Source organism: Caballeronia sordidicola (assembly GCF_002220365.1).
GTDB lineage: Bacteria > Pseudomonadota > Gammaproteobacteria > Burkholderiales > Burkholderiaceae > Caballeronia > Caballeronia sordidicola_C.
Genome location: NZ_MTHB01000256.1, coordinates 40,846 through 60,754 on the forward strand (window position 1 = coordinate 40,846; position 19,909 = coordinate 60,754).

Annotated in this window: 19 protein-coding genes and 1 pseudogene; 11 read left to right on the forward strand and 9 right to left on the reverse strand. The window is 61.4% G+C overall.

The genetic code is table 11. The features are described 5' to 3' along the window. Positions 1–21: 21 nt before the first annotated feature. A complete protein-coding gene (locus tag BSU04_RS36115) occupies positions 22–243 on the reverse strand; it encodes a hypothetical protein (protein ID WP_089165021.1) in 222 nt (73 codons plus the stop codon). 244 nt (positions 244–487) lie between these two features. Here BSU04_RS36115 and BSU04_RS36120 point away from each other — a divergent pair, with 244 nt between their 5' ends. The 3 genes from BSU04_RS36120 (at position 488) to BSU04_RS36130 (ending at position 2,029) form a co-directional block, all read left to right on the forward strand. Beyond that, on the forward strand, positions 488–1,093 hold the full coding sequence (locus BSU04_RS36120; protein ID WP_256983717.1) for a lytic transglycosylase domain-containing protein: 606 nt from the start codon (positions 488–490) through the stop codon (positions 1,091–1,093). A 94-nt stretch (positions 1,094–1,187) separates the two neighbouring features. Beyond that, positions 1,188–1,604, forward strand: coding sequence for a universal stress protein (locus tag BSU04_RS36125; protein WP_089165022.1), 417 nt, complete (start codon positions 1,188–1,190; stop codon positions 1,602–1,604). An 80-nt stretch (positions 1,605–1,684) separates the two neighbouring features. Continuing rightward, on the forward strand, positions 1,685–2,029 hold the full coding sequence (locus BSU04_RS36130; RefSeq protein WP_256983718.1) for a hypothetical protein: 345 nt from the start codon (positions 1,685–1,687) through the stop codon (positions 2,027–2,029). A gap of 320 nt (positions 2,030–2,349) precedes the next feature. On the opposite strand, the gene BSU04_RS36135 is transcribed toward BSU04_RS36130, so the two are convergent. The 7 genes and pseudogenes from BSU04_RS36135 to BSU04_RS36165 all read right to left on the reverse strand — a co-directional run bounded on the left by BSU04_RS36135 (position 2,350) and on the right by BSU04_RS36165 (position 10,297). Then, positions 2,350–3,681: an amidohydrolase family protein gene (locus BSU04_RS36135; RefSeq protein ID WP_373452909.1), complete on the reverse strand. Its 1,332-nt coding sequence runs from the start codon at positions 3,679–3,681 to the stop codon at positions 2,350–2,352. Positions 3,682–3,797: 116 nt separating this feature from the next. Continuing rightward, positions 3,798–5,134 (reverse strand): annotated as a pseudogene (locus tag BSU04_RS36140) (nucleobase:cation symporter-2 family protein). Between the two features lie 121 nt (positions 5,135–5,255). Further along, entirely contained in the window at positions 5,256–6,329 is a 1,074-nt protein-coding gene (locus BSU04_RS36145) for a CobW family GTP-binding protein (RefSeq protein ID WP_089165025.1), read from the reverse strand. A 58-nt stretch (positions 6,330–6,387) separates the two neighbouring features. Next, the gene (locus BSU04_RS36150; protein ID WP_218827401.1) at positions 6,388–6,984 is read right to left on the reverse strand and encodes a UbiX family flavin prenyltransferase; all 597 of its coding nucleotides are present in this window, start codon (positions 6,982–6,984) and stop codon (positions 6,388–6,390) included. Next, positions 6,981–8,387, reverse strand: coding sequence for a UbiD family decarboxylase (locus tag BSU04_RS36155; RefSeq protein ID WP_089165026.1), 1,407 nt, complete (start codon positions 8,385–8,387; stop codon positions 6,981–6,983). The genes BSU04_RS36150 and BSU04_RS36155 overlap by 4 nt, the downstream gene beginning before the upstream one ends. An 87-nt stretch (positions 8,388–8,474) precedes the next feature. Next, positions 8,475–9,380: an amidohydrolase family protein gene (locus tag BSU04_RS36160; protein WP_089165027.1), complete on the reverse strand. Its 906-nt coding sequence runs from the start codon at positions 9,378–9,380 to the stop codon at positions 8,475–8,477. Beyond that, positions 9,377–10,297, reverse strand: coding sequence for an amidohydrolase family protein (locus BSU04_RS36165; RefSeq protein ID WP_089165028.1), 921 nt, complete (start codon positions 10,295–10,297; stop codon positions 9,377–9,379). The genes BSU04_RS36160 and BSU04_RS36165 overlap by 4 nt, the downstream gene beginning before the upstream one ends. A 230-nt stretch (positions 10,298–10,527) precedes the next feature. Between BSU04_RS36165 and BSU04_RS36170 the strand changes: the two genes are divergently transcribed. Beyond that, the gene (locus tag BSU04_RS36170) at positions 10,528–11,457 is read left to right on the forward strand and encodes a LysR substrate-binding domain-containing protein (RefSeq protein ID WP_089165029.1); all 930 of its coding nucleotides are present in this window, start codon (positions 10,528–10,530) and stop codon (positions 11,455–11,457) included. Here BSU04_RS36170 and BSU04_RS36175 read toward each other — a convergent pair. Further along, positions 11,426–12,319, reverse strand: a complete 894-nt coding sequence (locus BSU04_RS36175) for a LysR family transcriptional regulator (protein ID WP_089165030.1) — start codon at positions 12,317–12,319, stop codon at positions 11,426–11,428. The two genes, BSU04_RS36170 and BSU04_RS36175, sit on opposite strands and share 32 nt — an antisense overlap. Before the next feature lie 115 nt (positions 12,320–12,434). Between BSU04_RS36175 and BSU04_RS36180 the strand changes: the two genes are divergently transcribed. The 7 genes from BSU04_RS36180 to BSU04_RS36210 all read left to right on the forward strand — a co-directional run bounded on the left by BSU04_RS36180 (position 12,435) and on the right by BSU04_RS36210 (position 19,908). Further along, on the forward strand, positions 12,435–12,911 hold the full coding sequence (locus tag BSU04_RS36180) for a (2Fe-2S)-binding protein (protein ID WP_089165031.1): 477 nt from the start codon (positions 12,435–12,437) through the stop codon (positions 12,909–12,911). After that, positions 12,908–15,160 carry a xanthine dehydrogenase family protein molybdopterin-binding subunit gene (locus BSU04_RS36185; RefSeq protein ID WP_256983719.1) on the forward strand — a complete coding sequence of 751 codons (2,253 nt, stop codon included), beginning with the start codon at positions 12,908–12,910 and terminating at the stop codon, positions 15,158–15,160. Before BSU04_RS36180 ends, BSU04_RS36185 begins: the two co-directional genes overlap by 4 nt. 259 nt (positions 15,161–15,419) lie before the next feature. Further along, entirely contained in the window at positions 15,420–16,064 is a 645-nt protein-coding gene (locus tag BSU04_RS36190) for a GntR family transcriptional regulator (protein ID WP_089165196.1), read from the forward strand. A gap of 49 nt (positions 16,065–16,113) precedes the next feature. Further along, on the forward strand, positions 16,114–16,920 hold the full coding sequence (locus tag BSU04_RS36195) for an SDR family oxidoreductase (protein WP_089165033.1): 807 nt from the start codon (positions 16,114–16,116) through the stop codon (positions 16,918–16,920). A 31-nt stretch (positions 16,921–16,951) separates the two neighbouring features. Then, the gene (locus BSU04_RS36200; RefSeq protein WP_089165034.1) at positions 16,952–17,884 is read left to right on the forward strand and encodes a 3-keto-5-aminohexanoate cleavage protein; all 933 of its coding nucleotides are present in this window, start codon (positions 16,952–16,954) and stop codon (positions 17,882–17,884) included. Between the two features lie 80 nt (positions 17,885–17,964). After that, positions 17,965–18,711, forward strand: a complete 747-nt coding sequence (locus BSU04_RS36205) for an N-acyl homoserine lactonase family protein (protein WP_089165197.1) — start codon at positions 17,965–17,967, stop codon at positions 18,709–18,711. Between the two features lie 69 nt (positions 18,712–18,780). Beyond that, positions 18,781–19,908 carry a sugar ABC transporter substrate-binding protein gene (locus BSU04_RS36210; RefSeq protein ID WP_089165035.1) on the forward strand — a complete coding sequence of 376 codons (1,128 nt, stop codon included), beginning with the start codon at positions 18,781–18,783 and terminating at the stop codon, positions 19,906–19,908. Position 19,909 lies beyond the last annotated feature (1 nt).

A 19,909-nucleotide genomic window follows, 5' to 3' on the forward strand; every position in this document is an offset into this window, starting at 1 on the left:
TATTCGCGGCCCAATCGCGGCTTATGGAAAAAGCGCAAACGGCAGCGTGGCAGCAATATAAACCGCCAGACCGGTCGCAGGCAGCCCCAAGGTTATTGCGATCGCAGCAACCACCGTACCGCCCAGCGATACAGCAAGCAGCGTGCGCCGACGCGTTTGCCGTCCAGCGATGTTCGATCGTGTGCCTTCATCGTCCGGCTCGGTTTGTCTGGCCGCGCGTTTCCAGAACGTTAGGGCGTGCATGTTATTGACTCTCTTGATGGAGACCGAAAGTGTCGCTCTGCTTGCGCAATGACGGCGTTTAAATCGCGCAGGAGAGCGTATAGCTTTTATCAATTCGGCGCTGATCGCTCACGTCTTGACGCGTTCTTGATACGGCATGGTCCGCTTTTATCCCGATCGATACGCCGGGCGGCGTAGCCTTCCCGGACGCAAACGAGAAGGGACCGTGATGCATGAGAACCAGTCAAAAGAGTCAAGGCGACGGTTGCGCACGAAACTTGCCCTCTGCGTGTTTTCGTTCATGGTCGCAAGCGCGGCATATGCGACCGATGCAAGCGATGCAACCAATGAGCGGTCGGTGCCGGACGGAGAAATTTCGGTACGCGTCGAATCTCCGCCCAGCGAATCGCCACAGGTTGCAAATGTAGCTGCAGTGTTATGGCGGCAGTTTCGAGTGGCCCGGCAGGAGGCCACGCTGATTGCGCGTGCGGTCATCAGCGCGGCAAACGAATATGCAATGTCACCCGAGCTATTGCTGGCGGTCATTGCAACCGAGTCAGGGTTCGACCGGCAAGCGGTCAGCGTTGCCGGCGCGCAGGGGCTGATGCAGATACTCCCAGCTGCTCATCCGCAGGTATTTGCATCGGGCAACGATCTGACCGAGCCCGCGGAAAACGTGCGGATCGGTTCTTCGATCTTGCGTGAGTATCTCGATGCGTCGGGCGGTGACCTGGGTGTCGCGCTCAAACGATACAGCGGCGGCGGCAAGGGATATGCCCAACGCGTGGCTTTTCGCATGAGGCAGTTCTCGGCCAGCCTGCACACGCCGCCGGACGATGCAGCCAAGGTTGCGCTTGTAAGGTCGCCTTGACACAATTTTTACGCGCCAGGTTCAAAAATCTGCTTACGTTTAACACTGGACCTGCTGTAATCAAGTTGTAGTGATAGCTGAAACAAGGATGCTTATGTTACGGGTACTGATACCGGTGATAAACAAGGAAGGCGCACTTCAGGCCGCCCGGCACGCCGCATTTCTTTTCGCCGAGCACTGCGTGTCCGAGGTCGAGTTGATGGAGGTGCTTGAGCCTCCGGATCAGGGGCGCGCCAGTGCGTTTCATTCCCGTGGCACATTGCGCTTGCAGGAAAAGCGCGCGATGCTGAGCGCGCTCAACCAGACACGCGCCATTCTGGACGACGCGGGGGTTCCGTATCACTGGTCTCGTGTGTTTGGGCCAGTGGCTGGAGCCATTGCAGCGCGCGTGGCTGAAAAACACTCGGACATTGTCCTGGTCGATGCCAGCCACCTGGGCTTTCTTACCCGATGGTGGGTGCTGAACAAGCTGTGGCGGAGCATGCAAACACCGGTGACGATGGTTCACTAGGCAAGCATGCAATAAGCAGGCAATAAGCCCGTTGATCAACGAACCAACATTTATCAGCGTTCAGACAAGAGTACACAATCGTGTTAAAGCTTCATACGGCCATGCGGATCAGGGGCATGGCGAAGGTGGTGTGCGTCGCTATCGTGGCGAACCAGGTTCTGACCATGGCATTCGCGTATGCGGTGCAACAGCTTGATCCGGGTGCGCCGAGTCTTATCACGACCATTTTCAGTTTCCTGACGTGCGGTCTCGTGAGCATATGGCTTCAGTCAGACGCACGGCGCGCGTATTTGCTGGCGCGCGAGAAGGGCTGTATCACCCCTGTTGACAAGACCAACCCGGCGCTCAAGATCGCGCCCGATTGCCCGAAGTTGTGGCTGGTGGTTTTGCACATCGAAATGAATCCGGCTGCGGTGGGACTTTAAGCGGCTGGGCTGACAGCACCGGCCCTGGGGCGCGAACTCTTCGGCGCCCTCTGGCTCGCACATGACGACCCCCGCCTGGACGCTGAGCGCCGCGTACGAGTCGAGCGGAGTGCACGAAAATTGTTCGAGTTCAACGCAGTGAAACGCTGAAAACGGGACGGTCGACGCCACTTCGGCGGCCCAAAAAAGCCGGATTCATTATCCTGGCCTCGCTCAGTCGCGCGTTAGAAGAGCGCCGAAGTGAACGTGTAAGTGAGCGCCTAAGTGAGCGCCTAAGTGAACGCGGACAGGCACACACCGGTCATACCTGCTCCAGCCTATCAGAGCAGACGCCTTACTCCCTCTCTGGCGTCCCGCCGGAGCTCATCCAGATCCAGCCCGGGGATCTCTCCGTCGTCGACCACCACGCGGCCATTCGCGATGCTGTATCGAACCTTGCTCGGCTCGCCGGCCGCCACCGGCGCGATCGCCATATCGTGAAAGCCGTTGAAACGCAGCGCGTCGACGTCGTAGAGCACCAGGTCTGCCGCCTTGCCCACTTCCAGCGTACCGACCGCATCCAGACCAAGCACGCCTGCGCCGCCGGCCGTCCCCCAGTGAATGGTTTCTTCCACGGTAGTGGCGGATACCTGTTGCGCCGCACGGTGCAATAACCACGCGAAATGCGCTTCGTCGGTCATGCTGCCGGACTCGTTCGAGGCCACGCCGTCCACGCCCAGTGACATGGGCACGCCTGCTGCCGCCATCTGCGGCGCCGGCGCAATACCGCTGCCAAGCCGCGCATTGCTGACCGGGCAATGCGAGCAGCCAGACCCCGTCTCCGCGAGCATCGCGATCTCGGCGGGTTCCAGATGAACCAGATGGGCGAACCATACATCTGGTCCGAGCCATTCATGCTCAGCGACAAACTCGACGGGCAACATGCCGAATTTCTCCTGGCAGAAGTCGACATAGCGACGCGTCTCGGACAGGTGCGTATGCAGACGCAAGCCCATGCCGCGCGCTGCGCGTGCGATTTCCGGCAACAGCGCGGGCGGCAACGAAAAGGTTGGCGTGGTGGGCGCGACCACGACCCGGCGCATGGAGTCGGGGCGGGCATCGTGATAGCGGGACTTCAGGCGCTCGATGTCGCCGAGCATCTGGTCAAGTGACTCCGGATGTAACACGCTGTTCGCAAACCCCGGATGGTCCCCCGCAGCCTGAAGTGCGCCGCCTCGGCACAACACGAAGCGCATGCCGAACGCAGCGGCTTCCTCGAACAGAAGGTCGCCGGTTTCTGTCGTGCCTTTTGCGTGGTAAAGATAATGATGATCGGCGCAGGTGGTCACACCCGAGAGCAGGAGTTCCGCCAGCCCCAGCCGGGCGGCGATGCGAGCGAGGTCCGGTGTAAAGCGCGCGAGCCGAGGGTACGGCACCGCAGCCAGCCATTCCTGAAGATCGGCGTTTATACCGGCGGGGACCGCCTTCAGCAAGTTCTGGAACAGGTGATGATGCGTGTTGACCCACCCCGGATAGACGACGCAGGAACTGGCGTCGATGACTCTTTCATTTTCTCTCGCCACGAGTTGCGGACCGATTTCCTCGATCCGTCCCGCGCGAACGCGCACGTCGACTTGACCGAGCCGGGCGCGTTCGCCGCGCAGGCCGCTCATGACAGCAATCGGATTCTTGATCAACAGGGCTTCGCTCTGGGTGCTCACGTTTGTTTCTCCTTGCAACGCATTTCCTGCAGCGGCGCAGAGACGGCCGCCGTACGATTCGATTTGACTTATTCCCGGACCAGTTGATGTGTCTCGGCCACGACCTCGTCGTGCGCGCCGTTAAGCACTGCATTGAGCGCCACGGAGACGAGACAGGCGAGCACGACGCCGCTATGCAGGAACGGCTGGGTCCATTCGGGCATCTGCTTGATACCTCGGGTGCCATTACGGGAATCAGCGCTGTCGCGATCGTGAAGCCCACGATCAGCACGTTGTATCGATTGCTTTCGAAGTCGACCTTCGAGAGCGTCTGCACGCCCGCTGCCACGACCACGCCGAACATGGCGATCCCCGCTCCGCCGAGCGCGGCGGCAGGCGTTGCTGCGACGACCGCGCCAATCTTCGGCACCAGGGCCACGATGCACATCAGCGCTCCGCTGGTGGCAACCACCCAGCGGCTTCGCACGCCCGTGAGGATCACGAGCCCGACGTTCTCCATGAACGCGATAAACGGAAACGCCGCGAACATGCCTGCAATGGCGCTGGCAAGCCCGTTAGCGCGCAGGCCGCGCACGACGTCTTCCTCGGTGACCTGCTTGTCGACAATCCCGCCGATCGCGATGAAAAGTCCCATTGACTCGACCATCTGCACCACCATGACAACGATCATGGTCAGCACCGGCACGACGGCGAATACCGGTGTGCCGAAGTGGAACGGATAAGGGACGGTGAACCACGGCGCGCTCCTGACACCGCTGTAGTTCCCCATCCCGAGCAGACACGCGACAATCCCGCCGGCAATGAGCCCGATCAACACTGACAGGTTGCGCAGGAACGGCGAGCCGAAGCGATTGACCGCGAGTATCACGAGGGCGACGAACAGCGCGACCAGCAGGAATGGCGATGCGCCGAATTGGGGGTTCTGCCGACCGCCCGCTGCCCACTCATAGGCCACCGGAAACAACTGCAAGCCGATCACTGTCACGATGCAACCGGTCACGACTGGAGGAAAGAAGCGTCGCAGCCGGCCGATCAGGGGGGCGGCGAACAGCGTGAACAAACCCGCCCCGATCACGGCGCCGCACACGCCCGCGAAGCCGACATTCGGATTCGAGCCAATGGCGATCACCGGTCCGACACTGCTGAACGCAACGCCTTGCAGGATCGGCAAGCGCACGCCGAATTTCCAGAAGCCAATGGTCTGCAGCAGGGTCGAGATACCCGAGCAAAAAAGCGCGGTGCTGATCAGGATGGTCGTGTCGGCGGACGACATCTTGAGCGCCGACGCAACGATGAGCGGCACGGCAATCGCGCCGATATAAGCAACCAGCATGTGCTGCAGTCCGAGCGTAATCACCTGGCGCTTCGGCAGGCGCTGATCGACAGGGTGTGGGGCGGTGTTCATCGAATGTCTCCTGGATTTCGTTATTGACCAGCCCGCGGTCCGCGGCACAAGTGCGCGTTTGCACGCGTCGTTTTGGCAGCAGTCGCGCCACGAGTCATCCGCGGGCCGGCTGTTCAACCCGTCAGGCCGTTATAGGTGCGCCGAGACAGGCATGGAAGCGGTCGGTCAGCTCGGCGCGATCGAGATCGCGGCCGATAAAAACAATGCGGCTGGTCCGAGGCTCGCTACCCCAGGCCTGCGCCGCGCGCAGCTCGATCACGTTGTGCACGCCTTGCAGCACGTAGCGGCAGGGTTGCCCTTGCACGGCAAGAATGCCCTTCATGCGAAACAGCTTGCTCGCATCCGATACGCGTAGTTGGGCGAGCCAGTCCTGCAATGCGTCGAGGTCGACCTCGGCGGATACCTCGATACCTACCGACGAGACACTGGCGTCGTGTTCGTGTTCGTGCTCATCTGCGCGCTCGTGGTGATCGTGATCCTCATGCTCATGCTCATGCTCATGCCCGGAAAGTCCGCCCGTTTCGACCAGCTGCTGTGAGAACTCGGAGGCACCGACGCCAAGGATCTTTCCCAGGTCGATCAGTGCGTAGCTCGACGGGACAATGTCGGCGGTGGCGTTCAATGCGCGAATCCGTGTGGTCAGGGTGGCCACTTCCTGCTCGCTCACAAGGTCTACCTTGTTGATCACAATGCGGTCCGCGCATACGATCTGGTCTACTGCCTGATTGTCAGAACCGTCGAGGAGGATGTCGTCCAGATGTGCCGCTATATGCTTCGCGTCAACCATCGTCACGACTGCGTCGAGTGTGACCTGTTTCGCGATTGGATCGTCGAGGAAGAAGGTTTGCGCGACCGGATACGGATCGGCAAGACCGCTCGTCTCCACAATGATGTGATCGAGCCGCTCGGGCCTGTCGATCAGGGTGCGGACGATGCGCACCAGATCCTCGCGCACCGCGCCGACACAGCAGACACAGCCGTTCGTCATCTCGTAGATTTCCTCGGTCGATTCAAGCACGAGACCGCCGTCAATACCTATTTCGCCGAACTCGTTTTCGATCACGGCAATCTTGCGGCCGTGGTTTTCGCGCAGGATGTAGTTCAGCAGCGTTGTTTTGCCCGCGCCAAGGAAGCCGGCCAAAATGGTGACTGGAATTTTCGCGGCTTCATGATGGGTCATGTGGATGGTGTTCATCGATCGTCTCCTGGTGGTCATACTGACTGCTGATGCGTGGCCAAGCTTCATGCGAACTTCACGCAGTAAGCGGTTCTTCGACGGCTTCCCGCCACCGCGTAACGGTGCCTGTCTCGAGTCCGAACAAGTCGAGCACACGGCCGAGCGTGTGATCTATCACTTGTTCGAGCGATTGCGGCCGGGTATAGAACGCGGGAACGGGCGGCGCCACGATGGCGCCCATCTCGGTCACGGCGGTCATGTTGCGCAGATGCGCCAGCGTAAGCGGTGTCTCGCGCGCGAGCAGGACAAGCGGCCGGCGTTCTTTCAGCGTTACGTCGGCTGCTCTTGAAATCAGGCCGAGCGACATGCCGTTAGCAATTTCGGCGAGTGTCTTCATCGAGCAGGGCGCGACAATCATTCCCATCGTACGGAACGAGCCGCTTGCGATACCGGCTGCGAGGTCGTCGCACCGATGTGTCGTGGCAGCGAGCGCGCTGACATCGGCGAGTTTGTAATGGGTCTCGTGCGTCATCGTAAGAAGGGCCGCCCGCGAGATGATCAGGTGCGTTTCCACATCCAGTCCTCGAAGCAGTTCAAGCAAGCGCACGCCGTAGATGAATCCCGATGCACCGCTGATGCCGACCACCATGCGGCGGTTTTTATCGATCGTCATGCCGGCACTCCGCGCTCGAGACCAGCAAGCAATGAACGCGCATGCTCGATCGCACGTTCGCCGATGCGTGCGCGAATGCCGTCGAACGTGGACCCGCGAGTCGCATCAATACCCATGCGCGAAGTCGTGCCCGAAGCCGACGACGAAGGATCGAGCGGACTGCCCGGCAAGCCGTCGATTACGAACAGGTCGCGATGCGGCTGGAAATGCGTGGCGAGCGCCCATAACACTTGCGAGTCGTCGCTGATGTCGATGTCGCTGTCCACCGCGATGACGTTCTTCAGATAAGGGTCCCAGCCGAGCAATGCGAGCATGATCTGGCGCGCTTCACCGTCGCGTGACTGGTTCAGTGCGACATAGCAATGGAAGTGCGTGCCGGAGTTCGGGTAATGAAGTGCTGTCACGGAGGGAAAACGCGCCTTCAACTTCTCGCTCATTTCCGCCTCGCGCGGCAAACGCGCGAGCGTCAGGTGCTCGGCATACGGACCGCCGACCACGTCGACGAGCCATGCATCGCGACGGCGCATCATGGTGTCGACGCGAAGCAGATTGTTGGTCGAGCGGTCCGACGAATAACCGGAGAACTCCCCGAACGGACCTTCTTCGGCGTGCTCGGCCGGATCGATCGTGCCTTCGAGCACGAACTCCGCAGCAGCCGGTACACCGATGCCGTAACGCGGCGTGCGCACGAGTTCAAGCGGCGCGTTGAACAGGCCACCGGCTATCGAACGCTCATCCGTCCCGAACGGTACCCGCGCGGAAGCGGCCAGCATGAACAGTGGATGAGCACCAATCACCATCGCGACGCGGAGCACGTCGCCGCGTTGCTGCGCGCTTTGCAGCATCCGCCAGAGGTGGCCGCGTGAGTGCAGGCTGGTGGCGAGTGCATTGCGCGCTTGGCGCATGGAACGGTGGTAGCTGAGGTTGGCGATGCCCGTCACCGGATCTTCGGCGACGATCACCGCGTTGGTAATGTAGGGGCCGCGGTCGGTATCGAAATGCTGGATCATTGGCAGGTGATCGAGGTTGACTGCATCGCCTTCGTTGACCTGATCGAGAACTGGACCGTTCGCTACGAAACGCGGCGCAAGCGGTGCATTCGCACGGCGTTGATAGGCTTCAAACAAGTGCGGCGGTTCGACACCGAACAGCCGCGCAATGCGACTGCGGGATGCAAAGACGTTGGTGACGAGCGGTGTGTCCAGACCATCGACCTGCTCGCAGACCAGCATCTCATGCCGGCCTCGCGCCGCCAGTTCCGCGACCAGCGCAGTCACATCCTGATCGGCGGACAACGGCTGCCTGATCGTCAGCACGTCATCGGGAAAGAGGTCGCGATAGGTAGACACGAACGCGTGAAAGTCCTGCGTCCCCGCGAGTTCGTGCAAGCGTGCATCGGCCATGATGGGCTCCGGCGTGTGGATAAACGAGGTGAGACGACCGCGGGCGCAGACTCGGATACGGCTACGGCGCCCGTGGTCTTTCATCAACTACACATAGCTCGCCTTGAGGCGCTTCTCAGCCTCGGCCAGATCTTTCGGCGGTTTGCTCGGCTCGATGCCGACCAGCCTCGCGATGTTGTTACCCATGTAGTCTTCGAGTCCGTCTTCGTCCAGATCCATGCCTTGCGGCGCCGGCGAACACAGCATCTCCAGTTCACGCAACCACATGCCCGGCTCGTTCGGTGGCGAGTCCGCGCCGAACACGATCTTGTTGCGCGGCAACTCTTTCGCGAACTCGACAATGCGCGACTGATAACACCAGCCCGACTCGCAATACACGTTCGGCGTGTCCATCGCCATCCAGAAGGATTCGAATGAATAGTTGCCGCCGGTCTGAATCCCGAAGTGGCCAATGATGAAATTCACCATCGGAAATTCGCGGATGATCGGATAGAACTGCGTCGGGATGGTGTAGGGTCCGTCGCCGGTATGAATCAACACGACCACGCCCAGTTCCGCGCATTTCTTCATGGCGGGACGCAACCAGTCGAGCGCCCGGTCGGGCCGGTAGCCATGCATGTTGGCGTGCAGCTTCAGCATCTTGAAGCCGTACTCCTTCACATGGAACTCGAGTTCGGCCGCGCCGTTTTCCGGGCCCCAGCGCGGGTTGTAGGTGAAGTTGCCGATAAACCTGTCGGGGTATTTCTGCGTCAGTTCGGCGATATACGCCATGTAGTCGCGAATGCCTTCGCGGCCACGCCGGTTACCGTCGCGATAACCCGTGTTGCCGGGCGGCGGCTGGATGAACCCCATGTCGATACGGCGGGGCTTGCCGTTGATCATGTACGGGCCGTCCATCATCTTGAGCAGGCGCTCGCCGGTGAACGGTTCGCCGGTATGGCGCCAGGCTTCGTCGACGAGATTGGTCGGGTGCAGATGGGTATCGATGATCACGCGCGGACTCCGGCGAACTGGTTCAGATAATCGTGTGCTTGCTCCACACTGCGCGGCGGCGGACTCGGTTCGAGGCCGATCATTCGCGCGAGGTTGTTGCCGAGATAATCCTCGAGCGTGTCCTCATCGAGATTCAGACCTTGCGGCGGCTCGTGGCACAGGACTTCGAGCAGGCGCAGCCACATGCCCGGTTCGTTCGGCGGCGTGTCGGAGCCGTACAGGATCTTGTGCGTGGGCAGCACCTTCGCAAATTCGACAATGCGCGATTGCAGGCACCAGCTCGATTCGCAATAGACGTTGGGGGTATCCATGGCCATCTGGAACGGCTCGAAGCAATACACGCCACCGGTCTGCACGCCGAAGTGCGCCATGATGAAATTCACCGACGGAAATTCCCGGATCAGCGGATACCACTCGGTCGGAATGCTGTATGGACCATCGCCGGTATGAAGCTTGACGAGCAAGCCCAGCTCGGCGCATTTGCGCAAGGCCGGGCGCAACCAGTCAAGCGCGCGGTCCGGCCGGTAGGCGTGCATGTTCGCCTGCAACTGGACCATCTTGAAGCCGTGCTCCTTCGCATAGAACTCGATAGCCTTGGCCCCGTTCTCCGGACCGCAACGCGGGTTGTAGACGAAGCAGCCGAGCAGCCGGTCGGGGTAGCGTTGAACCAGCTCGACGGTGTAGGCCATGTAGTCGTCGATCGACTCGCGGCCTGAGCGCTCGCCGTCGGTCCACGTATAGATGGTGTTGCCCTGGGGCGGCTGGATAAAAGCCTTGTCGATGCGGCGCGGTTTGCCGTTGATGATGTACGGCCCGTCGAGCGTCTTGAGGAGGCGTTCGCCCGTGAACGGTTCGCCGTCGTGGCGCCAGGCGAGGTCGACCAGGTTGGTCGGGTAACAGCTTGTGTCGATGATCATGTACTCGATCTCCCATAACAGAGGAACTGGCATTAACCAGTTGCCGGATCGCTGGCAGGCGCATCTGCGGATGTGCATTGCGGCCCTTGTCAAAGCACTATTTTTTTAGTGCTTTCCCCTCGCCGGCATCGAGTGTCACACTGATGTGCACTGCTGCTTGATTCGCAGTCTCTTCAAACAAAAGCGCTCTGTACAATATTTTTTAACGTGACTCTTGATACGTAGGCGATATGGACATCCGGCTGTTGCGTTACTTCGCGGTGCTTGCCGACGAGTTGCATTTCGGCCGCGCAGCCGCGCGCCTGCACATTTCCCAGCCCCCTTTGAGCCAGCAGATCAGGCTGCTTGAAGAGGAGCTGGGCACGGCTCTTTTCACGCGCTCGCAACATCGTGTCGAGCTCACGGAGGCAGGGAAAACACTGAAGGAACAGGTGCCCCTGGTGTTCGCGCAGTTCGAACGGGCGATCGATCTGGCCCGTTGCGCGGGGCGAGGGGAAGTAGGCAACCTCGAGATAGGCATCATCAGTTCGGCCATGGTCGACGCCATTCCGCTTGCGCTGCGCGCGTTCGACGAGCGTTATCCGGCCGTACGGTGGACGCTGCACGAAATGACGCCTGCCGCGCAGATACAAGCGCTGAAGGAGCACCGCCTGGACGTGTGTTTCTTTCGTCTGACGCATGACGACCCCGAGATCCACAGCGAGGTGGTCGTGAGGGAATGTGCAATGGCCGTGCTGCCGCCGGGGCACCGGTTTGCACAGAGACAGGAGATCGCGTTGAAGGAGTTGCACGCGGAGCGCTTCGTGTCGTTTGGCCTGACGCAGTCGAAGCTTGCGAGGTTCTTACGGGACTGTTGTATTGAAGCCGGGTTTACGCCGAAGATCGAGCAGGAGGTGGTCGAGGTGCAGACGTTGCTGTGCCTGGTGCGGCAAGGGCTTGGCGTGGCCCTCGTGCCTTCCTCGTCGCAGCAGTTGACGACCGGCGGTGTGGTCTTCAAGCCGTTGAGCGGACAACCGCCGGAGGTGTCGCTCTATGCGCGCTTCCGGACCGGCGATACGTCGCCGGTGCTACGGCTGTTTCTCGATACCGTACGCCAGTGTGCCGAAGGCTCTTCTACTGAAGTCCCTCTCACCCAAGGCTCTGCGCAACCAGCGCCGTGAGCGTCTCCACCACGTCCGCCACCCTTTCGCGTTTGCCTTGCGGCCACACCGCGTAAAGGTTGTAGTGGGTGGCAATGGCCACCTCGGTCAATGCCACCAGTTGCCCCGCACGAAGCGCATCCGCCGCGAGCAAACCCCGTGCGAGCCCGGCGCCTACCCCGGCCGTCATGGCTTCAATCAGGCTCGCGGCGTTGTCGAACACGGCTAGCACGTTCGAAGGTTCGAGCGCCGCCAGGCCGGCCGCTTCGAGCCACGGAATCCACGATCGCTTCGTATAACCGAGCAGCGGCAACTCGAGCACCGCTTCGGGGGCGAGCGGCAAGCTCAGGCCGAATCTTTTCACCAGCGCCGGTGAGGCCATGACCGTCAGCCGGTCGGTGCACATCAGCTTGTTTTCATAGCCCTCCCATTCGCCGTAGCCGTATCGCAACGCTATATCGATGCGTTCGAACGCGGTGCGCTCGTGGCGAGGCGTGGACAACACAGTCAGGGCACGTCCGTCCAACGCGTCGATCAACCCCGCCAGGCGGGAGCTAAGCCAGTGTTGCGACAACTCCGGATCGACATCGAGCGTCAGGGAGTGGGCGACCAGGCGCTCCTGCACCGAAGACAACGCGCGGTCGATCTGCTCGAAGCCGTCGCCAAGCAGGTTGGCTAACAGCACGCCGGCGTCGTTAAGCATGACGCGCCCATTCTTGCGTTCGAACAACGGCTGCCCGACGAATTCCTCCAGCGTCCTGATTTGTTGACTGATTGCGCTATGCGTGAGGTCGAGCTGCCTTGCCGCGCTCGAGAAACTGCCGCCGCGCGCCGCGTTGAGGAAGGCCTGCATCGACTGGATGGAAGGATAGCGTTTGAACATACCTGTTAGCCGGACTGACGGCCGTTAGAAGAAATTGTCGCTGGCGCGGGATTTAACGGCTTTCAATAATCGGCGCGACGGCTGGACAACAAGCGACAAGCGAAGGGAGACACCCATGATCGAGATCATCGTCAACGACGAGCGGCATACGCTCGACAATGTACCGGAAGACATGCCGCTGTTGTGGGTGTTGCGCGACCACCTGAAACTCACGGGCACGAAGTTCGGTTGCGGCGGCGGCTTTTGCGGTGCCTGCACGGTGCACCTCGACGGTAATGCGATGCGCTCGTGCGTGCTGCCGGTGGCGGCGGTAGCGGGGCATCGCATTACGACCATCGAAGGTCTGTCGAAGACCGGCGAGCATCCGTTGCAGCGTGCATGGGTGGAAGAGGACGTGCCGCAATGCGGTTATTGCCAGCCCGGGCAGTTGATGTCGGCGGCGGCGTTCCTCGACGGCAAGCCCGAAGTCAACGACGAAACGATTTCCGCAGCCATGTCGGGCAACGTGTGCCGCTGCGGCACTTATGCGCGCATTCGAAGGGCGATCAAACGCGCCGCTCCCGAACTCCTGTCGTCAAAGAAGGAGGCATGATGCGCGACGCAAGCAAATCGGCGGTGGCAGTGGTCGAGTCTCGTCAGGTCTCCCGCCGGCGTTTCCTGAAGCAGGGTTCGGCGTTGCTCGCCGCGGGTGTAGCAGTCGGCTTTCGTCTGCCAGACGCGCGGGCGAACGAAGCATCGGGCGGCGCTGCGTCAACGAACGCGACCAACGAATTCGAGCCCAACGCATGGGTCCGCGTATTGCCCGACGATACGATCAAGCTCGTGGTCCACAAGCATGACTCGGGCACCGGAACGCGGACCGCGCTGGCAGCGATCGTGGCGGAAGAACTCGATGTCGACCCGTTCGCGGTCGACGTGATCACGCCCGAGAATCCGTTCTACGCGGTCTACATTCATCCATTGTGGAAGGTCTTCTCAACGGGGGGCAGTACCAGCGTCTCGCTTGAATACGATCGCCTTCGAATGGCAGGCGCAACCGCAAGAGCGATGCTCGTCGCCGCAGCCGCGAACCAGTGGAACGTGCCGGCTGCATCATGCTCGACTGCGAGCGGCTATGTCGAGCACGCGCCGAGCGGCCGCAGAGCGAACTATGGATCGCTGGCTGAAGCCGCCGCGCGCGTGCCTGTGCCGAGCGCCATTGCGCTCAAGGACCCCGCGCAGTTCAGGTACATCGGCAAGCTGCGGAAGAAGCGCGGGGCGGCGCAGAAGGCCGCAGGGACGTTCCAATACAGCATCGACGTCGATCTGCCCGGCATGCTGGTCGCCGTGATCACGCGCGCGCCGGTGATCGACGCGCGCGTGCGCAGCGTCGATTCGTCCAACGCACTCAAGCTGCCGGGCGTGCGCAGCGTGATCGAGATTCCGGGGCGGCCGGATGTGCTGGGCGGCAATCAGGCAGGCGTTGCGATTCTCGCGGATGACTACTGGTCGGCGCATCAAGGACAGGCGGCGTTGCAGATCGAGTGGGACGACAGCCTCTTCGAAAGCTTCAACAGCGACGCGCTCGCGGCTCATCAGGCTGCGTGGCTCGACAGCCCGGCGGCGCATGTCGTGCCGACCATTCAATCCGGCGACGCAAAGGCCGCGTGGACGCATCCGGCTCGCGTGATAGATGCATCGTATTCGATGCCGTACAAAGCCCAGAGCCCGATGGAACCCGTCAACGTCACCGCATGGGCAAGCAAGGATGCAATTGCCTACTGGGGTGGTATCCAGGTCCCTTCAACGGCGCAGGAAGCCGCCGAAGTGATCGGTGGCTTCAAGGGGAATCAGGTCACGGTGCACGAGCTCGTATCGGGCGGCAGCTTCGGTGCGCGCGAATCGAAATACTGGCTGCTCGAAGTCACTTACCTCGCGGTAAAGACCGGCAAACCGGTCAAGCTGATGAACAGCCGCGAGACCGAGATGGGTGCGCTGTTTCATCACGCGGCTACGTACCATCGCGCGAAGGCGGCGCTCGACGAGGACGGCCGCCTCGCCGCGTTGCAACTGCGCGCCGTCTCGCCGGCTTCGCCGGAGCAATGGGAGCCGGGTTATTTCGATCGCGCGGATCGCATGGACTACAGCACCACCGAGGGCATCAATGCGCGCGAGTTCACTTACTGCGCACCGCATCTGGACATTGGCTGGGTGCGTCATGAAACGGGCGTCCCGACGGGTTGGTATCGGGCGGTCAGCTACATCCCCAATGTGTTCGCGGTCGAGTCGATCATCGATGAAGCTGCTCACCTCGGCAAGCAAGACCCGTTGCTGTTCCGCCTGGCTAGCATGCACGACCAGCCTCGCCACGCGGCGGTCGTGAGGCGAGCAGCGGAGCGCGCGGGATGGCATGACCCGTTGCCCGCAGGCGTGGCGCTCGGCATTGCGACCAATCAGGCCTATGGCAGTTATATCGCGGTCGTGGCGCGGGTTGCGAAGAAGGATGGAGCGATCGTCATAGAGAAGCTCACCTGCGTGGCGGATTGCGGTCTGGCGGTTTCTCCCGGTGGCGTGGAGGAACAACTCTATGGTGGCCTGATGTGGGGCCTCGGACACGCGAGCTTCGACCAGATCGAGATCCGTAACGGACGTGTCGTGCAGCACAACTTCGATACGTATCGGGTGGCGCGGATGAGCGACATGCCGGCCGTCGATATCGACATCGTGCAGGGGGACCTCGCTCACCCGGGTGGCGTAGGTGAGCTGTCCAGTCCGGCGGTGACGCCGGCGATTGCCAATGCCATTTATCGTCTGACCGGGGAACGCAAGCGTTCGACTCCGTTTGACCTGCGCGCCATTTGACCGGCGCGATTTGCAGCACCGGAGTCATGACAAAACCGCACGAGGAGCGCCACGGGTGGCGGGCGACGCGACTGCCGCGACAAGCTCGCGGCAGTCGCGTTTTCCCCTAGTATTTGAAGGTTGACTAAGAGTCGCAAGGGCACCAAACTTCATCTTACGGTGTGATCACAGGTCACATATCTCGTAAGGAGCTGTTTAATTGACAACACGTGAAACAAGCGCGGACGCGTTGCCGCTTGAGCTGGTGGCGCGCGAGACCATGGCGGGCCGCGTCTACGCGCAGTTGCGCGAGGCGATCATGACGGGGCGCTTTGCCCCCGGTCAGGCGCTGAGCTTGCGCGGGGTCGCCGAGGCGGTCGGCTCATCGACCATGCCGGTGCGCGCCGCGCTCACGCGACTGCAAGCCGAAGGCGCGTTGATCGACGGGCCGGGCCGCGCGCTGATGGTGCCGCCCATGACGCTGGACCTGCTCGAAGAGCTGCGCGACGTGCGGATCGCCCTTGAAGGCTGCGTGGCGAAGCGGGCGGCATCTCGGATGACCAAGGACCATTTGAACGTGTTGCAAGCGGTGTTCGACACAATGGATGCCCACGTGGAAGCCGGCGATGTCCCCGCGTACCTGCGCAGCAATTTCGAATTCCATATAGCAATCTACACGCATGGCGCAAGCGACCTGACGCTCGCCACTATCCAGAATCTCTGGATGCGTATCGGCCCATTCCTGAACCTCGTGGCACCGGACATCCCGCATATGAGGTTGTCGATGGCGGCGCACCGCAAGATTGTCGATGCCCTCTGGAAGGGCGACGGAGAAGGCGCGCGGGCGGGCATCGAGGAGGACATCGGCGGCGCCGCTGCGGACTTGCAGGAACGCTTGCAGAGCAGGGAAGCGGCCAGGGCCTGAAGTTGGCGTGGGCCTGTGATCGGCCCTCAAAAAAACAATGGAGACACGCATGACGGTTCTACAGATGTTGAAACCGCACGCAGGGTTGCGCGTGCTGGTCACGGGCGGCGCGTCGGGTATCGGTCTCGTGATCGCGCGTGCTTTTGTCGACGCCGGATCGCGCGTGCATGTCTGCGACTCGAGCCAGCAAGCTATCGACGCGCTAAACGAAGCCGAGCAAAGCGCCGAGATGAACGCGATCACTACGACGCTTGCGGACGTGTCGGAGCGCGCGGCCGTCGACCGTGTATTCGACGGCGTGGACGCGCAGCTCGGCGGCCTCGACGTGCTGATCAATAACGCGGGGATCGCCGGCCCCACGGGCGGTATCGACGAGATGAACACGGATGACTGGGAACAGACCATCGACGTGAATCTCAATGCTCAGTTCTACTTCGCACGTCGCGCCGTGCCGCTGCTGCGCCAGGCGCGCGATGGCGGGTCGATCATTGCGTTGTCATCGGTGGCAGGGCGGCTCGGATACGCGTACCGCACGCCCTATTCAGCGACCAAGTGGGCGGTCGTGGGCCTCATCAAGAGCCTGGCCATCGAGTTGGGACCGGACAACATCCGCGTGAATGCCATCCAGCCGGGCATCGTGAAGGGGCCGCGCATTGAACGGGTGATCGCAGCACGCGCGCAACAGTTGGGTCTTTCCTACGAGCAGATGGAAAAAGAGTATCTCGCGAAGATTTCCTTGCGCCGCATGACCACGCCCGAAGAAGTCGCGGCGACCGCGCTGTTCCTGTGCTCGCCGGGGGGCAGCGGCATCTCGGGACAGGCGATCTCGGTGTGCGGCAACGTTGAAGTGCTCTGAACGCTTTTCTTATCCGACGAGGGCTTACAGCATGGCAACCAAGCGTAAAGTCATTATTACCTGTGCTCCCACGGGCGCGATTCATACTCCGTCGATGTCACCGTATCTGCCGGTCACACCGCAAGAGATCGGCGACGCAGCACTCGCTGCGGCCAAAGAGGGCGCGGCTATCCTGCACTTGCATGCACGGGACCCCATTGATGGCCGCCCCACGCAAGACCCTGCCGTGTTCCAGCAGTTCCTGCCGCGTATCAAGGCCGAGACCGATGCGGTGATCAATATCACCAGCGGCGGCAGTCCGCACATGACGGTGGAGGAGCGGCTAAAACCGGCTCACCATTTCAAGCCGGAGGTGGCGTCGCTGAACATGGGTTCGATGAATTTCGGCCTTTATCCCATGCTCGAGCGCTTCAAGGAGTTCAAGCACGACTGGGAGCGCCAGCATCTGGCGAATAGCCGCGACCTGATCTTCAAGAACACGTTCAAGGACATTGAGTACATCCTCACATCGTGCGGCGCGAACGGTACGCGTTTCGAGTATGAATGCTACGACATCTCGCATTTGTACAACCTGGCGCATTTTGTTGACCGCGGACTCGCGAAACCGCCGTTCTTCGTGCAGAGCGTGTTCGGCCTGCTTGGCGGTATCGGGCCGCATCCGGAAGACCTCATGCACATGCGCCGAACCGCCGACCGCCTGTTCGGAAGCGACTATGTGTGGTCGATCCTCGGCGCAGGACGTAACCAGATTCCGCTTGCGACGCTGGGTGTGGCGCAGGGATCGAACGTGCGGGTCGGGCTTGAAGACTCGCTCTGGATCGAGGCTGGCAAGCTGGCTGAATCGAGCGCTGCGCAGGTCGTGAAGATTCGCCAGGTGATCGAAGGCCTGTCGCTGGAGATTGCGACCCCGGACGAAGCGCGCGCCATGCTCGGGCTCAAGGGTGCGGCCAACACGAATTTCTAGGCTTGCCCTGGCGGGCGCAACTCCTTCAACCTTTGACGGTGGAGATCATCGTGGCTGTGTCGAAACTCAAGGTCGTGGCCATGCCTACTGGCTGGCTGACCGTCGACCGTTCATCTCAGATCTATGGCCGCTACTACGGCCAGCAGATCAAGGTCCCGGTGTGGTCGACGGCGATTGTTGGCGGTGACAAGAAGATTGTGGTGGATACCGGGATTCACGATCCGGGCTGGGTGTCGAGCTTCGTCTGTCCTTGCGAGCAGGCGCCGGAAGAGCGGCTTGAACGTGCGTTGAAGGAGTATGTGGGCTGGAATGCGGACGACGTGGATATTGTCATCAACACCCACTTGCACTACGACCATTCCGGCGGCAATACGCTCTTCAAGAACGCGCGTTTCGTGGTCCAGGCAAGCGAGTGGGAATACGCGGGCAGGCCCCTGCCGACGCAGTCGGCGTTTTATCAGGAGTTTCTGATCGGCCGCGAACCGCTTGCCTATTTTCGCTGGCAGTTTGTGCACGGTGTAGCCGATATCGCACCCGGCGTGCGGGTTGTGCCAACGCCGGGACATACGCCGGGGCATCAATCGGTTGCCGTCGATACAGCCGATGGCGTGGTCTTGATCGCCGGCGACTGCGCAAGCTGCATGGAGAATATCGTGGATCTGGTACCGGTCGGCATTGTTCATGAGACGGCCGCTGAACTGGCCTCGCTCAGGCGTATCCGGCAGATCGCAGACTTCGTTATTCCCGGTCATGACCCGAATGTCGTGGCCGGCTCAGCGGGCATTCAACTGCCCGCCAGCGCACGACTGAAGCACGTTGAAAGTTAGTACTGCTGGTATTAAGCAAGCGTTGAAACGTAGCGAACCACATAACCATACGCAGGATCGGAGGAAGACATGAACGCACTGACGAACACCATCCGTCGGGGGGCAAGGCTCGCGCTGGGCGCCGCGCTTCTCATGACGCTAGCCGTCTCGGGACAGGCCTCGGCCGCGGGGAAATACAAGGTTTTTCTGTCGATGAGTTATGTCGGCAATGACTGGCAAACCGAAGCTGCCAACATGGTCAAGGCCATGGCCGCTACGCCGGGGCTGAAGGACAAGGTCGACCTGGAAGTGCAAGTCGCCGGCACCGACGCGCAGAAACAGATCCAGCAGATCAACTCGATGGTCCAGGCTGGCGCGAAGGCCATCGTGATCTATCCAATCTCCCCGACCGCGTTGAATCGCGCCATCAAGAACGCCTGTTCGAAGGGCGTGGTAGTGGCAGCGTATGACGGTGAAGTGACCGAGCCGTGCGCCCACAATGTGACGATCGACCAGAAGCAGGCCGGCACGGTCACCGCTGAATGGCTCGCGAAGACGATCAACGGCAAGGGCAACATCGTGCTGATCAACGGCGTGCCGGGCACGTCCGTTGATCGCGCGCGCACCGACGCCGCGAAGGCCGTGTTCGCCAAGTATCCGGGGATCAAGATCGTCGCGGAAGGCACGGGCATGTGGAGTCAGGCGACGGCCAAGACGGAGCTGTCGAAGATCCTGGCGACCAATAGCTGGGACAAGATCGACGGCTTGTGGATGCAGGTGGGTTGCTTCACGGCGGCATCCATGCAACTCGATGCTGGAATAGCAGACGACAAGATCAAGCCGTGCGCGGGTGAGTCGTCGAACGGTCATCGCGTGCAGATGTTGCCGCCGGGCACGGTGAAGGGCGAGGGTGCCTATCGCTCGATTGGCTATCGCTCCATCTCGTATGGCTCGCCGCCGTACTCCGGTGCGCTGGCGCTGAAGATGGCCGTGGACAAGCTCGACGGCAAGGATTTTCCGGCGCACGTAACGCTCAAGCTGCCGTTGGTGGAGACCTCGCAATCGAAGTTGTGCACGACCGGCTCCATGGATGAACTGAAGGGCGGGTGCACCGCGTTCATGCCGGACAAGGTGCCGCCGGGCTGGTTTGCGGACATCTATTCGCAAGAGACGACCGAGGTTGGATTCAACGCGGCACTGACCGGCAAGCCGGACTAAG